Below are 16,033 nucleotides of genomic sequence, written 5' to 3'. Positions count from 1 at the left end.
AAGTTCAGGATCTTCTTGAGAGATTCAAAATTTAAATGGAATGAAGAAAATTTTAATATTACTGATAATTGGAAGTTTGGGTTCTATTTCTGAAGTCTTTGCTCAGCAGGATCCCCAATACACTCAATATATGTACAATACTGAGATCATAAATCCGGCTTATGCAGGTTCTCGAGAAGCCCTAAGTTTTGCCGGATTATATCGATCCCAGTGGGTGGGCCTGGATGGTGCACCAGATACTTTTACTTTTTCTGTACACTCCCCTATCAAAATTAAAAATGTAGGTTTAGGATTGTCTTTGGTTCATGACGAAATAGGTCCTTCGCAGGAAACTTATGCGAATATTGATTATTCTTACACCATCTGGACTTCTGCCTACGGTCGCCTGGCCTTCGGACTAAAAACCGGTTTCAATGTTGTTAATATCGATTATTCCAAGTTGAACGTAGCCCAGGAAGGTGATATTTTTGATAATAATATCAATAACCGAATCCGTCTACAAATAGGTACGGGAATATATTATTATACCGATAAATTTTATGTTGGCCTTTCGGCTCCCAATCTTATCGAATCAAAATATTTTGATGAAGAAAGTCTTGGAAATCCAGATGCTTACGTTTTTAGCCGTGAAAAGATACATTTATACCTTATGAGCGGATATGTTTTTGACCTCTCCCCTGATGTCAAATTCAAACCTGCGACATTAATGAAAGCTGTGGCCGGTGCTCCACTACAGGTAGATGTTTCTGCTAACTTTCTGATTTACGATAAACTTAGCCTGGGAGCTGCATGGCGATGGAGTGCCGCATTAAGTGCCCTGGTAGGGTTTCAGCTCTCAGATGAACTAATGCTGGGGTTTGCTTATGATCAGGAAACAACAGAATTGGCTAAATACAATAACGGATCTTTTGAATTCTATTTAAGATACGAGATCTTTAAAAGCCGCGAACGCATTTACACACCCCGATTCTTTTAATCAACGAGAATTAGTATGAAAGTATTTATAAAAATAAACCTGTTAATCCTTATTCTAATGTCTTCTTCATTTAGCTATGCCCAGCGGGCAAAAATGAACAAGGCACAAAAAGAATACGACAGGTTTGCCTATATCGATGCACAGAAAATTTATTTGCAAGTCGTTAGTGAAGGTTACAGTTCTCCAGAATTATTTGAAAAGTTAGGAAATACCTATTACTTCAATGGCGATTATGAAAATGCGGCCAGGTGGTATGAAAAACTAATGAAAGAATATCCCGATCAAACAGAACCCAAATACTATTTCAGGGCAGCACAAAGTTTGAAAAGCCTAGGTGATTATAAGGCTTCAGATACTTTAATGAAAGTATTCACCGAAATTGGCTCCCGGGAGCTCGTGATTCAGAATTTCAAAAGCAACCCAGATTATCTTAAGAAAATTAAAGCGAAACCTAAAAAATGGGTGCTGGAACCTGCTGAAATCAATAGTGAGTACACCGATTTTGGTTCAGCCTTCTATGGTAATAAACTCGTTTACGCTTCAGCCAAACCTGACTCCACCGCAAGAAAAGTTCCTATTTATGAATGGAATAACCAGCCATTTTTTGACCTTTTTGAGGCCGAAATGGATGAAAACGGGAAACTGAGTAATCCTAAGCGTCTACCGGGAGAGATAAATAGTAATTTACACGAATCCTCAGCCGTTTTTACGAAAGATGGAAACACAGTGTATTTTACGCGGAACAACTATTTAAACGGGAGAAAAGGAAAAGACCGGGATTATAATATCAGGTTAAAACTTTATAAGGCCACTAAGAAAGATGGAAAATGGAGGGAGATTGTGGAATTGCCCTTTAACGATGCGTCATACTCCACCGCCCATCCTGCTTTAAGCCCTGATGAAACACGGCTTTATTTTTCTTCTGACCGTCCTGGTACTTTTGGAGAGTCAGACCTTTGGTATGTTGATATTCGAGGTGAAAACGAATATGGTGCACCGGTAAATCTCGGGAAGAATATCAATACCGAAGTCCGTGAATCTTTTCCTTTTATAAGTAAGGAAAATGTATTGTATTTTTCATCTAATGGTCGTCCCGGTTTAGGAGGACTGGATATTTTTTATACCCCACTTGATAAAAATGGAATGCCTACAGAAATAATCATTATGGCCGAACCGGTAAATGGAAAAAAAGATGATTTTGCATTTGCGGTCGATCTTGAAAAAGATATCGCCTTTCTATCGTCTAATAGAAATACTTCTGATGCAAATGATAATATTTACCGGGCTACTCATGCCTGCAAAGTGTTATTACGGGGAACGGTGAAAGATGAGATTACAAAACAACTATTGGAAGAAGCAGACCTGGCTCTATTTAATGAGGAAAATGAAAAAATAGATAGTTTAAAAACAGATAAAAACGGTGGCTTCAATTTTAATTTGGATTGCGGAATGCAATATTCTTTAAGAGTAACGAAGGATGATTATGAGTCGGTTGAAAAAATTGTTATCGCACCCGATGATGCTCAAGAAATAGAACTGCCTATTGCTATGAGGAAAATAGGCTGTCCTCCAAATGATCTGGGTTGTCGCCTCAGCCTTCAACCTATATATTTCGATTTTAATAAAGCCAACATAAGACCAGATGCCGAAGTTGAACTTGCTAAAATATGGGCGGCTTTAAAGGAGTATCCAGAATTAGAAATAAAAATAGAATCACATACAGATAGCCGTGGAAGTAAAGAATATAATATGGAACTATCTGAAGCCCGTGCCCAGGCTACACTTGAATGGCTCGTAAATCGCGGAATTAACACGGATCGTCTCACTGCTAAAGGCTATGGCGAAAGTCGACTTATCAATGAATGCAGTGACGGCGCAGATTGTACCGAAGCGGAACATCAACTCAATAGAAGATCTGTTTTCTTAATAAAAGAAGAGGAATCAATTAAAAAGTAAAGGGCATCTTATATAAAGGTGCCTTCTGAATCAAATCCTTTTAATCCTTTAAAACCAAAAAACCCTGGAAATCAAAATGATTTTCAAGGTTTTGGTTTTTCAAGTCGGGATGACTGGACGAATTTAAAATCCGGACAACCCTGTAATTATAGGCTTTCATGTAACCACAAGTTTTAAAACTCACGATTAACTCACAATATCAATAGAACGCATTGAAGTAATTTGATACTTCTGTACCTTTCAAAAATAGTAAAACCCATTTACTTTTTTTATCCTGAGCGTTCTCGCTTTTTTATTTTGGTCGGGAAGAATATTATGAGCAATGGAATTATTATAATACCACTTACTTCTTTCAGAGCCTTCACATTCCCCTTTTTGGCCAAACATATCTTAGATCAGGAATCGGAAAAAGGGGTTATAAATAGGTGCAACCGGCTTTATGCACCCTGCCGATTCCAGATCTATTCCTTTGGCCGAAAAAGGGAATGTGATCTAATTTGTAAAATGATTTATTAATGATATGGACCCAGGCGAATGTAAACTTGTAGCTCTAAAGAAGTTTCATTAAAAGAGAATAATATTTTTCAAGAGGCTACTCGAATTAAGTTTTTTAGTAAAAAAAAACGATTTTACTGGGCTGAGCGCATTTTTTAGTAAAAATAGGTGAAAAGTAAATTTTTGATGAAGTTGTCGGACATTTGATATTGAGGCGACCGAATTCATAATTTTGATTTTTGCATGAAAAATTTACCTGTTTATAGGCTTTTAGGAGGTTTTTCAAGCAAAAACTGATTTTCTTTCAAAGTGTTTAAAACGTAAAGCCCTGAAAACTAAGGGGGAGAAATATACCATAACATGCGCAGCGTGTTATCCTCTTGCTATTCTCCCTTTTCGTAACGTTTGAGCGCACATAACTCTATACGATCGGTGCCAAATTCTTTAGCTTTTAAAGTTTCTTCTATAGATTCAACAAAGGCTGCTTTAATGAAATTATTCATTTAAAGCCTGAATTTTAAAGTAGCCAGCACCTGGGAAGGACGCAAGCGATAACTACTTTGTACGTAATAATATTGATTATTGTAGGCATGGATAAATTCTTCAGTATTCAAAATATTTCGCCAATTAATGTGCAGATCTAATTTGGGTTTTTCAAAAGTAAACTGATAGCCCAGGTTCACAAAATAATTATCCCCATTTTCAGATAAAGAATTCCCATAATATTCACCACTAACCCTTAAATATTGATTATCCTTAGGATAAAAATAAAGATCGAGAATATGTTGATGGGTTTCTATTTTTTGGAAATTCCTATCTTCAAAACCTGAAATATACGTTGAAAATTTTCCTGAATAACTCGCAATTAACCAACTCGAAATATTTGCATCAACACTCCCTCGCAGGTTCAAACTTTGCGTATTCACCTCAGTCAGAATGTTATTTAAAAGCTGCTGCCGCTTGGATAAATTATAAGAGGCATTCAATTTAAGCGTCGTTTTTATTTTCCTAAAGTATTTACTACCGCTAGCGTTAAAGCTATGATTGTCGAAGCTATTATCGCGAGCCACCGCTTCTAAAATTGTTGTTCCGTTTTCACCAATATTAGAACTGTACAATAAATTATTTTCAGAAAAAATATATGAGTAGGAAGCGTTAATAAACAATTGCTTTATCGGATTTCGATAACCTAGGCCTCCCTTATAATTTTGCTGGGTTTCTTCGGAAATAGGGGCATTGTACCGGTTCAAATTTCGATAGCCATTCAGTACAAACCCATAATATAATTGCTGAAGTTCTCCAAAATGATAATTCAATCCTGCTGAAGCATTTGCCTCCCAATAGGCTGAAATTTTTCTCTTCATATAAAAATTAGGTGCAAAAATTATACGATTCAATGCTCTGGTCTCCTCAAAATTATCATCTTCAAAGTGCAAGCTTTTAAATTCAAGCGGTGTGTTTATACGCAAATTCCAGGTTTCATCCTTACTTTCAAATCTGAAAGCGTTTTTAAAATACACTGAAGATTGTATAAATTCGGCTCTGTTTTTAAAAGCGGTACTTGAAACCTCCTCTCCTTCCAGAACAATATCGGTATCTAATTGCTGATTCTGAATCGAAAATCCAAATCTAGGCGAAATGGTAAATTTGCGCAGTGCTTTGGTAAAACCGGCCGAATTATCGGTATATATTCTCCTTGAAGAAACCAGTTGTTGAATTTCGCCATAGGGATCGCCATCATTAAAAATAGCTTCAAATTGTCCCGGATGCACCAATAGATCCTGATTATTTGCGGTAAAACCGGTATTCGAATTAAAAGTAATCAATTGTTTTCCTAGAGTCCGAAGCAAACGTAAGTCGTTTTTAATTCCGAAGAAAGGCTTATCCAGCTGCTGCTTAATTTGTGTATCAGGGCGGTCGATCAATCCGCGATTGGTATTCCAAAATCCTTTAAATTCTATTTGATCCTTCAGGTAATTTTTTTCGGCATTATTTTCTAATGTAAGTTCTCCCTCTAACTTACTTACAAAATTATTGTTATTGGTATTCTCGATCACATCGATCGTATCTGTAGGTGTAAAATAGCGTGTTTGGGTGCGGCCATCCTGTTGCTGATAATCATTGAGATAAGAAATATTCAGCTTAAGGTCCAAATCTCTTTTAACGCGCTGTAAAATGTTTGCTGAACCTAAATGAACATTATTATTCAACCATCGCTCCGAAGAAAATGGAGGTGCTGATATATTCTGAATGGCCAGCCAATCCTCTTGATTTATATCAAAATCGATCCCAGAATATTTGATGGAAAATTTGCGGATCTCATCGGAAACGTCGTTGCCAGTATTATTGCTCTGATAAGTAACAATCGCCTGTCGTTTTTTAGTAAAAATCATAGGCGTAATCTTTGTTTGCCAAAGGAAAGGCGCTCCTCCAATTCCGGCTGTGGCCGTTCCGCTATATGTAATATCTTTTTTAAGCTTGATATTTATAGATGCGCGCTCTGAAAATTCCAAACTATCCAAAGCCTTTATTGGCTGATGATTTTCCAGGATCTCGATTTTGGAAACCGCATCAGCAGAAAGGTTATCATTTGCTAGATTGTATCTTCCCTCCAAAAGATCTAAACCTTGGATATAATATTTTTGAATGGGTTTATCTCTGTAATAAATCTGTCCGCCCGGCCTTATTTCTATTCCGGGCATCTTCCTGAGCACATCCGCAATTACCCGGTCGCTTTTCCCTTTGAATGCCGCTACTGAAAAACTTAAAGTATCGCCACGCTGTTCGATCATTTCGGCGGTTACTATAACTTCTTTAAGCGCTTCAGAAGATTTTCCCAGCCTTATTTTTAACTCCTGGGTTTTATTCGGAATGGACCTTGTGTAAGTTCCGAAACCGATATAAGAAATCTTTAAAAATAGGGAATCAGTCTTTTCGGATAATTTTATTTTGAACTTCCCTTCATTATCAGAAATAGCATACGCGAGTATTGAAGAGACAGAATCTTTACTTATCATCACGGTAGCGCCGCTAAGTTTTTCACCTTGATCGTCAAGAACCTGGCCCGAAATTTCTTTTTGAGAATAACCCGTAAAAGCTACTAATATCAATATCAGGAAAAGGAAAATCTGCCTCAAATCATCCAATTATTTAATTTTTGATCGATGATTTGTTTGACTGAAGCTCAATTGGATTATTACGCTTTTTATATTTTTCGCTTAGTTCTTTCCTTGTTTTAGCTTCATCTTCTTCGCTCCAACCGAATCTTATTCCTGCCTTTTGCATTGTTCCAATGGGATCGCGATTATAATCATCCCGAACCTGATCAAGTTCTTGCTGAGAAACAACTTTATAGCTGTCCAAATTCAATAGCTTATTCGCTGGTTTTTCTAATTTTTGAAATCCCGTTAAGCTAAAATTATATTGTCCCTGAAGGTCGGAGATTTCTAAAATAAGACCCGGCAAACCACTAAACTTATAAGGCCCATCGGAGAATGGTAATTCTGGTGCAAACCAGGCAATATAATTTCTACCTGCAAAATTACCTGTGGCTTTCTGAACGCTAAAGCCTAAAATTTCTTTATTCTCTGGTTGAATTTCCCAATTAATCTGTTTTAGATCCTGTTTATATTTTAATTTATATTGAAAAACCTTTTCTGCCAAAATAAGTTCGTTTTCCTTAAAATTTTTAAAGATCTTGTATTTAAAGTCGGTCATTTGATTGTACTCATCCATCCTCATGGTTTCAGGATTTTCCATATTCTCTAAAGAATCTTTAACCGCTTTACCCAAACTTGAATATCGCGAGTGGTCTTTACCTAAATAAAGTACTCCAATTTCTGATTTTATGGAATTTGTATCGGTAGCATTTTCTTGATATTCTAAACGGTAAGTAGCTTTATAAGGATAAGGTGTTTGTGCCTTCAAATATCCTAAACTCATTAAAAGTGCAAGGATTATAAGTTTTCTCATTTTTGTAGTTCTATTGGATTATTTCGCTTTTCATATTTCTTCCTTAATTCCCGTTTAGCCTCTTCCTGTCCGTCTTTCCATTCAATTGTGATTCCGCTATTTGCCATTGCAGTAAGCGGATCCCTATTATAATCCTTACGCACCTGGTCGAGTTCCTGTTGAGAAACAGCTTTATATTTATCCAAACTCAATAATTTATCTACCGAATATGCTAACTCCTGGAATGCCGTTAACCTAAAATGATAATCATCTTTAAGATCTGATATTTCTAAAATAAGCCCTGGAAGACCATTAAACTTATAAGGCCCATCCGGAAATGGTAATTCAGGAGCAAACCAAACGATATAATTTCTTCCGGCAAAAGCCCCTGTAGCTTTTTGCACCTTATAGCCTAAAATTTCTTTGGTTTCCGGCTGAATATCCCAATCGACCACTTTTAAAGCCTGCTTATACTTCAATTTATCTTTGAAAACCTTTTCGACTAAAATAAGTTCATTCTCCAGGTAGTTCTTGAAAATTTTATAATTAAAATCGGTTTCTGGGGTAAGACTTCTAATTCGATAAAACTCCGCCATGCTTTTATTTGAAGGATCTAACGTTGCTACTAATGAATCTTTAACCGCTTTACCCAAGCTGGAATATCGCGAGTAACCTTTACCTAAATAAAGAACACCTATTTCAGATTTTATTGAGTTTTCATTTGTCGAATCCTTCTGAAATTCTAATCGATAAGTAGCTTTATAAGAATAGGATTTTTGCGCCTGTAAATTTCCTAAACCAAGAAAAATCAAAGCGATTATAAGTTTTCTCATTTCTTTAGTTCTACAATATTAGTGTTTTTCAGCAATTCTGCTTGATTCTTTTTTTAAATCACCTTTCTTCTCATCGCCTTCAAGACAGATTCATATTATGTTAACAGCCTCACCTAAAGATTATTACAAAAACTAACAGGATCTTTTTTGTGATACTTCCTCAATGAACTGAGTGATATAAAGTTGTTGTAGTCCACAATATATAACATTTACTAGGCTTGTTCCAAGGAGGAGAACCAATTTGTTTTCGGATGGTTCTTCATAATTCAACACAAATTCAATCCACAAAATCTTATATTTAATTGGCTTAATTTGAATTGATTCAAATCAATAAAAATGGATTTTTTAGTCCGATGCGGTGTTCTTTCGAAGCTAAGATTTTCAAACATCACTTTTAACGAGCACATGGGTATGAGGCTGCGTATTGTTAACCACTCAACTTTAATCTTAAATTATCTATATCCCTGGAAATTTTAGAGTCTATTACCCTAGCATAGATCTGAGTTGTCGAGAGCTTAGTATGCCCTAAAAGTTTAGATACCGTTTCAATAGGCACTCCATTTGCCAAAGTAACGGTAGTAGCAAAAGTATGTCTGGCGGTATGAAAGCTCAATTTCTTTCTTATTTTCACCTTTTTTGCCACCTCTTTTAAATATTGATTCGTTTTTTGATTGGAATATATTGGTAATAAAGAATTTCTAGTTTCTGCTTTTGGGTGGTCCTGGTAGCGATTTATTATTTCCTCAGCAGGTTTCAGCAATGGAATTCTTACCGGTGTGTTTGTTTTACTCCTGCGAGTATAAATCCATTTTCTACCGTCTATGCCTATTTGTAAATTATTCTTATGCAAAGATTTTACATCAGCATAAGCCAGTCCGGTATAGCATGCAAATATGAATATGTCACGATTGAGTCGTAGGGTAGGATTCTCCAGCTCATGCTCCTTGATTTTCTCAAGCTCCGTTTTTGATAAATAAACCATATCTACTGAATCAAAGCGCAGCTTAAATCTCCTGGTAGGATTTTTCTCGATCCAGTCAAGGTGTTCGGCCAGGCGCATCAGCTTTTTAAAACGTTCCATATGCTTCATCAAACCATTGTTGTGTAAGCCCTCCAAATTATTCAGGTAGCTTTCAAAGCCAAGGGTGAATTCATAATCTATATGCTTGAGATAGGTATCCGATGTTCGGTACTGCACTTTAAGATAATCCAGGAGATAGGTTTCTGTGGTCGTATAATTCTTTAAAGTCCCATATTTTAGAACTTTATTCATTTTAATGCGCTGGTAATCCAGAAGTTGGCACAAGGTTTTATGTTGCTGGTCGGTACCTAAATATCGAGATTTGATCAAATCCACTGTTAGCACTTTATCTTCTTTTAATAAGGCATCGTGGATTTTAAACAACTGGCTCCTGGTTTCATTGATCTTTTTATTAATCTGGAAACTCTCGGAACTGTTCCCGATCATTCTGCAGGAGGTCTGGTTCCACCGATCTACAGGAAGGGTTCTTTTTAAACTAATTTCCTGTTTTTTACCATTTATGGTAATTCGAGCATAGAGGATCCCTAATTCGGGTTGGTTTTTCTTTTTACGAATGAAAAAAGAAATAGCAAAAGTTTGATTTGTACGCATAATGTTGACTTTAAATGAAACAAAATTCTCAGGTACAAAAGTCAAATCAACAATACGCGGATGGGATCATCCAGATTCTATGAAGATACGAAAAAGAAGCTCACGTTTGACTCACGATTTACTCACGAACTCACGCAAAACTCACGATTTCTTTAAGTTTAATTGTGTTAAAATAATAGCATTAAAAAAGGGTAACTACATGATTACCATATAATTACCCTGTTATTTAGTTTTTAACGAAGTGTTAAAAAGTCGGGATGACTGGATTCGAACCAGCGACCCCACGCACCCCATGCGTATACGCTACCAGACTGCGCCACATCCCGAAAAAATTGCGCTCAGAAGAACATTTCAGAAAAGATAGGTTAGACATCTTTTTCTTTGGATATAAGGCCTGCCCTGAGCGAAGACATTTGACCACATCCCGAAATTGGAAGTGCAAATTAAAAGGGTTTATTCCAATTATCAAAGGGAAATTTCAATTTAAACCTGCTTCTGTTTTTTGATAAAATATAAAAACCTGGATCTGGTCAAGAATTGAAACTTTCAGCTTAAGATTCACCTCAAAACTGACATTCGTCATATAATGAGCTTCCTTCAAATCTTATTTTTGTAACCCGATAAAAAAAGGCGAAAAACCGATTCTTTAGAATGTCATTAATGAAAGTACATCCTTCTGAAACTTCAGAATTACAGGAGCAGGTACTCCTGCTTAAGCGGAAAAAAAATGCCGTAATTCTTGCTCATTATTACCAGGAACCGGCAATAAAACGGGTCGCTGATTTCGTGGGTGACAGCCTGGAGCTTGCAAAAAAAGCAGCTCAAAGCAGTGCTGATATCATTGTTTTTGCCGGAGTGCATTTTATGGCTGAAACAGCAAAGATCCTTAATCCGGAGAGGAAAGTGCTATTGCCCGATCTAAATGCGGGATGTTCCCTGGCCGACAGTTGTGAACCTGAAAACTTTAAAAAGTTTATAGATCAGCATCCAGACCATGTAGTGGTTACTTACATAAATTGTTCGGCAGAGATAAAAACCATGAGCGATTTTGTGTGCACTTCTTCAAATGCTGAAAAAGTCATTAACGCCATCCCTTTGGACAAAAAGATCATTTTTGCTCCTGATAAGAATCTTGGAAATTTTCTTATCGAAAAGACCGGACGGGAAATGTTGCTTTGGAATGGTGCCTGTTTGGTTCATGAAGCTTTTTCGATCGATAAATTGCTAACTCTGCACAAAAAATATCCTTCTGCCAGTATCATCGCCCATCCGGAATCGGAAAGCCATATTTTGAAAGTCGCTTCTTACATCGGCTCTACTTCCGGTTTAATAAAACATATAGCTGAAAGCGATAAAAAGAGTTTTATCGTAGCCACTGAAGCGGGTATTCTCTATGATATGCAGGAACAATTTCCGGAAAAGACCATTATTCCCGCTCCAGCAAAAGAAAATAATAGTTGTGCCTGCAGTGAATGTGCCTATATGAAGATGAACAACCTCGAAAAACTGTATAAATGCCTTAAGAATGAGACCCCTGAGATCAAACTGGAAAAGGAAATAATAGAAAAAGCCGCTCTTCCAATTCATCGCATGCTGGAATTATCGAATTAATATGTTGTTTCAAACCGATATTGCCATTATAGGTTCTGGTATCGCCGGACTTTCATTTGCCATAAAATTAGCAGAGAAAAGGCCTGATTTGGAAATTAGCATATTTACCAAAGAAAAAGCCGATTCTGGAAATACCACAAAGGCGCAGGGAGGAATAGCCGTGGTGCTGGACCAAAAGCATGACAGTTATGAATCCCATTTTCAGGACACCATGAAAGCAGGAAAAGGATTTAACGATGCTGAAATCGTTAGAATGGTAGTGCAACAGGCTCCCGAAAGACTTTCTGAACTCCTGGAGTGGGGCAGTAATTTTGATCTCTCTCATACCGGTGAATTCGACCTGGGCCTGGAGGGCGGACATTCTTATAACAGGATCCTTCATAAACAGGATTTTACAGGACTCGAGATCCAAACCAAGCTGCTTGCGAAAGTTGCCACTTTTCCTAATATTCATATTTTTTCGCATTATTTTGTGACCGATCTTCTCATCAAATCTATAGCAGGAATTCCCAATTGCATCGGCCTCAAAGTTCTGGATCTGAATAAGAATATCCTTAGTGAAATTAAAAGCAGGGTGACTTTTCTTGCTACTGGTGGAAGCGGAAAACTTTTCAGTAACAGTACCAATCCGCCGGTTGCCACAGCTGATGGCGTCGCGATGGCCTTTAATGCCGGTGCCGAAATTGCCGATATGAATTTTGTTCAATTTCATCCCACAGCTTTATATGAAGAAAATGGCGGACCTCTTTTCCTGATTTCAGAAGCGGTAAGAGGATTCGGAGCTTATCTTATCAATAAAAAAGGAAAAAGATTTTTATTCGAACATGATGAGCGCGGGGAACTGGCTACTCGGGATATTATTTCTGCTGCCATTTTAAAAGAGTTGTCGAAATCTGGTGAGAAAAGTGTTTTTCTAGATTGCAGTCATCTTGATCAGAAAAAATTCAGGGATCATTTCCCGACTATCGTTAAACACTGTCGGGAAATTGGTATTCATGTAGAAACCGATCCCATACCTGTGATCCCGGCAGCCCATTACCAGTGTGGAGGTATAAAAGTTGACAAAAATGCGCAGACTTCCATAAAAAACCTTTTTGCATCGGGAGAATGCAGCTGTACCGGACTTCACGGTTCAAATCGCTTAGCTTCAAACTCGCTATTGGAAGCCCTTGTTTTCTCCCACCAGGCGGTAAAATTCCTGCTGCCTCGAATTGATGAAATAAAAAAGCAGCTTCAGTCCCCTTCAATTTCTATGGAAAGCAGCAACAGGATTCCTTTAAAAAAAGAAGCAGGCCTTGAATTTCTGAAAAGCCACCTTAAAAAGTTGATGAGCTATGAACTGGTTTATATAAAACCTGTTTCCGATAAAAAAGCGGCAATTCGGGAATTAGAGCAAATACAAAATACCATAGCTGCATTAATGGATGATAATTGTCTCAATATCCAGTATTATGAAATTCGTAACCTGGTAACTGCTGCAAAACTGGTTCTTCTACACGCAATTCTTTTTGAAGAAAAACAGCAGACTAAAAAAGGGGTTTTTCTCAATTGAAATTTTCAAAAATCGGCTTTATTCTCCAAAGTGTCTCATAAATTTATCAGGGTGGGCCCCGGTTCTCTCCTCTTTATCCAGCGATGTAATTAGCTCCATTTCATCTTTAGAAAGTTCAAAGTCGAAGACCCGGGCATTTTCTTCGATCCGTTTTTTGTGTACGCTTTTCGGAATGGTGGCCACTCCCATTTGCAAATCCCACCTGATCACCACCTGAGCAGGAGTTTTTTGGTGCTTTTTTGCAATTTTCTGAATAGTTTGATTTGAAAGTATTTCGGCCCGCATCAATGGTGACCATGCCTGATAAATAATATCGTTTTTATGGCAATACTCAATAAGGTCTTTTTGTACGAGCCTGGGATGGAATTCGTTCTGAACCAGCATCGGCGAAATTCCTCCCAAAGCTTTCAGACTTTCAAGGTGGTGCTCGAGGCAATTGCTCACCCCAATCGCTTTTACTTTACCGCTATCATAAATCTTCTGAATTACTTTCCAGCTCTCCAGATATTTTTCAGGAACCGGCCAGTGAATAAGGTAGAGGTCGATATAATCCAGTTTCAGTCGATCTAAAGATTTATAAAAAGCATTTTCGGTATTATCATTCAGTTGGTCATCGATCCATAATTTTGTGGTAACAAAGATCTCTTCACGGGGAATCCCGCTTTCGCGAATCGCCTCTCCCACTCCTTCTTCATTATGGTAAAAAGTTGCGGTATCTATGAGCCGGTATCCGGCATCCAGCGCGACCTTTACCGCATTTTTAACCTCGTTTCCATCTTTTGCCTTATAGACACCTAAGCCTAAATAAGGGATTTTCACGCCATTGGAAAGTTTCCACCTTCCGCCTATATTGCTGATTTCCATCAAAAATTAAGAATTTAAATATTATTTTAGCCAAAATGTAACATTCTTAAAAAGAAACTACTAACACTTTTATAACATCTTAAAAAAAGATATGAAAAATCTTATAAAACTGTCACTGGCAGTCGCATTTCTTGCCGGCTTTTCTGCCTGCAAGAACGCTGAAAAATCTGATTCTTCCGAAGAAAAGGAACTGGAATCTGGAATTCTCGTCCAAAATATGGACACTACGGTTAGGCCGGGGAATGATTTCCACGCCTATGTAAACGGAAAATGGATCAAAGAAACTGAAATTCCCGCTGATAAAGCCAGTTATGGTGCAGGTTATATGGTGCAGGAACAGGCCGAAGAAGACGTAAAAGAAATTATCCTTTCGGCTGCTGAAGACGATCATCCGGAAGGATCTGCCGAACAAAAAGTTGGAGACCTTTACGCATCTTATATGAATTCCCAGCTTCGCGACTCTTTGGGAATGGAACCATTAAAAGAAGACCTTCAGAAAATAGAAAATATTTCCAGCTATGATGAGCTTGCTTCTTATTTTGCCTATGCGAACCGTTCGGGATTATACGCTCCACTTTCCAGCTTTGTTTATCAGGATTTTAAAGATCCAAGCTTTTATACCGTATATGTTGTTCAAAGCGGGCTCGGGCTACCAGACAGGGAATATTATCTTTCAGAAGACGCACGTTCTAAAGAAATTCGCAAGGCCTATGTAGATCATATACAAAAGATGTTTGAGCTTGCAGGCTGGCAAAACGGGCAAAAATCTGCTAAAAATATCATGTCCCTTGAAACAGAAATGGCGGCAAGCCAGATGAAAAAAGAAGATACGAGAAATATGCAGAAGCTGTACAACATGTACGGTCATGATGAGGCCTTAAAACTGATGCCTGATTTCAATTTCGAAAAATATTTAAGCGGGGCCGGAATTAACCGTGATACGATTGGTATCGCCATGGTTGATTATACCAAAAGCCTGAACGATATCATCAAATCTCATTCGCTGGACACCTGGAAGACCTATTTGAAGTGGGGTTTACTAAATGCGAGCTCTAATGAACTGAACTCTGATATTTATAATGAAGATTTCAATTTCTACAGAAAGGAATTAAGAGGAATTCAGGAGCCAAGAGAACAATGGCGCCGTGGGGTGGCTGTGGTGAATTCTAATCTTGGAGAAGTGGTGGGGAAGGTTTATGTGGAGAAACATTTTCCGCCGGAAGCAAAGAAACGCATGGAAGACCTCGTACAGAACCTTCTGAAAGCTTATGAAGAGAGTATCAAAAATCTTGACTGGATGAGTGAAGACACCAAAAAACAGGCGCTTGACAAATTGAATAATATCAATACCAAAATTGGTTATCCCGATAAATGGAAAGATTATTCCGATCTTAAAATCACTGCAAATGATCTTTACGGAAATATAAAACGCTCTTCCCAATTCCAGTACCAGGTGGAGATCGACAAGCTGGACGGCCCTATTGACCGTGAGGAATGGGGAATGACACCACAAACCGTAAACGCCTATTACAATCCTACAATGAACGAGATCGTATTTCCGGCAGCCATTCTACAGCCTCCGTTTTTTAATCTGGAAGCCGATGATGCCGTTAATTATGGAGCTATTGGAGCAGTGATAGGTCATGAAATAGGTCATGGATTTGATGACCAGGGAAGTAAATTTGACGGCTCCGGCGCGATGCGCAACTGGTGGACCGATGAAGACCGTAAGGAATTTGAAAAAAGAACCGCAAGTCTCACAGATCAATACAATCAATTCGAAGTAATCGACAGCGTTCATGTAAACGGGGAATTTACTCTGGGTGAAAACATTGGAGATCTTGGAGGTTTAAGTATCGCATTAAAAGCCTATAAAAAATCACTTGACGGAAAAGAGGCTAAAGTAATTGACGGCTTTACACCAGAACAACGAGTGTTTTTGGGTTATGGCCAGGCATGGTTACAGAAATCCCGGGAAGAAGCCCTTAGAATGCAGGTAAGCACCGATCCGCATTCTCCGGCAAAATTCCGCGTAAACGGAGTGGTAAGGAACGTTCCTGAATTTTATAAAGCTTTTGATGTAAAACCGGGAGACAGTCTTTATCTGGCAGAAGATCAAAGGGTAAAGATCTGGTAAAAATGAGGCCGCTCTTCGGAGCGGT

Annotated in this window: 10 protein-coding genes and 1 tRNA gene; 5 read left to right on the top strand and 6 right to left on the bottom strand. The window is 37.9% G+C overall.

All coding sequences use genetic code 11. From position 1 onward, the window contains the following. Positions 1–40 precede the first annotated feature (40 nt). Entirely contained in the window at positions 41–976 is a 936-nt protein-coding gene (locus tag C7S20_RS12325; RefSeq protein WP_107012749.1) for a PorP/SprF family type IX secretion system membrane protein, read from the top strand. 15 nt (positions 977–991) lie between these two features. Continuing rightward, entirely contained in the window at positions 992–2,932 is a 1,941-nt protein-coding gene (locus C7S20_RS12320; protein ID WP_107012748.1) for an OmpA family protein, read from the top strand. 998 nt (positions 2,933–3,930) lie between these two features. Here C7S20_RS12320 and C7S20_RS12315 read toward each other — a convergent pair. From C7S20_RS12315 to C7S20_RS12295, 5 genes are all read right to left on the bottom strand, one after another. Further along, positions 3,931–6,564, bottom strand: coding sequence for a carboxypeptidase-like regulatory domain-containing protein (locus C7S20_RS12315; RefSeq protein WP_107014228.1), 2,634 nt, complete (start codon positions 6,562–6,564; stop codon positions 3,931–3,933). Between the two features lie 13 nt (positions 6,565–6,577). Then, positions 6,578–7,399, bottom strand: a complete 822-nt coding sequence (locus C7S20_RS12310) for a GLPGLI family protein (RefSeq protein ID WP_107012747.1) — start codon at positions 7,397–7,399, stop codon at positions 6,578–6,580. Further along, positions 7,396–8,211, bottom strand: coding sequence for a GLPGLI family protein (locus tag C7S20_RS12305; protein WP_107012746.1), 816 nt, complete (start codon positions 8,209–8,211; stop codon positions 7,396–7,398). The genes C7S20_RS12310 and C7S20_RS12305 overlap by 4 nt, the downstream gene beginning before the upstream one ends. A 427-nt stretch (positions 8,212–8,638) precedes the next feature. Further along, complete coding sequence (locus C7S20_RS12300; RefSeq protein ID WP_107012745.1) at positions 8,639–9,844, bottom strand: site-specific integrase; 1,206 nt, start codon at positions 9,842–9,844, stop codon at positions 8,639–8,641. A gap of 252 nt (positions 9,845–10,096) precedes the next feature. Next, positions 10,097–10,170: transfer RNA gene (locus C7S20_RS12295), tRNA-Pro, on the bottom strand. A 325-nt stretch (positions 10,171–10,495) separates the two neighbouring features. On the opposite strand from C7S20_RS12295, the gene nadA reads away from it, so the two are divergent. Continuing rightward, entirely contained in the window at positions 10,496–11,455 is a 960-nt protein-coding gene (gene nadA, locus C7S20_RS12290; protein WP_107012744.1) for a quinolinate synthase NadA, read from the top strand. A gap of 1 nt (position 11,456) precedes the next feature. Continuing rightward, the gene (gene nadB / locus C7S20_RS12285; protein WP_107012743.1) at positions 11,457–13,007 is read left to right on the top strand and encodes an L-aspartate oxidase; all 1,551 of its coding nucleotides are present in this window, start codon (positions 11,457–11,459) and stop codon (positions 13,005–13,007) included. A gap of 18 nt (positions 13,008–13,025) precedes the next feature. Here nadB and C7S20_RS12280 read toward each other — a convergent pair whose 3' ends face one another. Further along, positions 13,026–13,871: an aldo/keto reductase gene (locus C7S20_RS12280; protein ID WP_107012742.1), complete on the bottom strand. Its 846-nt coding sequence runs from the start codon at positions 13,869–13,871 to the stop codon at positions 13,026–13,028. Positions 13,872–13,962: 91 nt separating this feature from the next. Between C7S20_RS12280 and C7S20_RS12275 the strand changes: the two genes are divergently transcribed. Next, the gene (locus C7S20_RS12275; RefSeq protein ID WP_107012741.1) at positions 13,963–16,008 is read left to right on the top strand and encodes a M13 family metallopeptidase; all 2,046 of its coding nucleotides are present in this window, start codon (positions 13,963–13,965) and stop codon (positions 16,006–16,008) included. Positions 16,009–16,033: the final 25 nt, after the last annotated feature.

It is taken from the genome of Christiangramia fulva, assembly GCF_003024155.1.
Taxonomy (GTDB): Bacteria; Bacteroidota; Bacteroidia; order Flavobacteriales; family Flavobacteriaceae; genus Christiangramia; species Christiangramia fulva.
The sequence above is the reverse complement of the archived record's forward strand: the minus strand, read 5'-3'. Positions and strand labels throughout refer to the sequence as shown.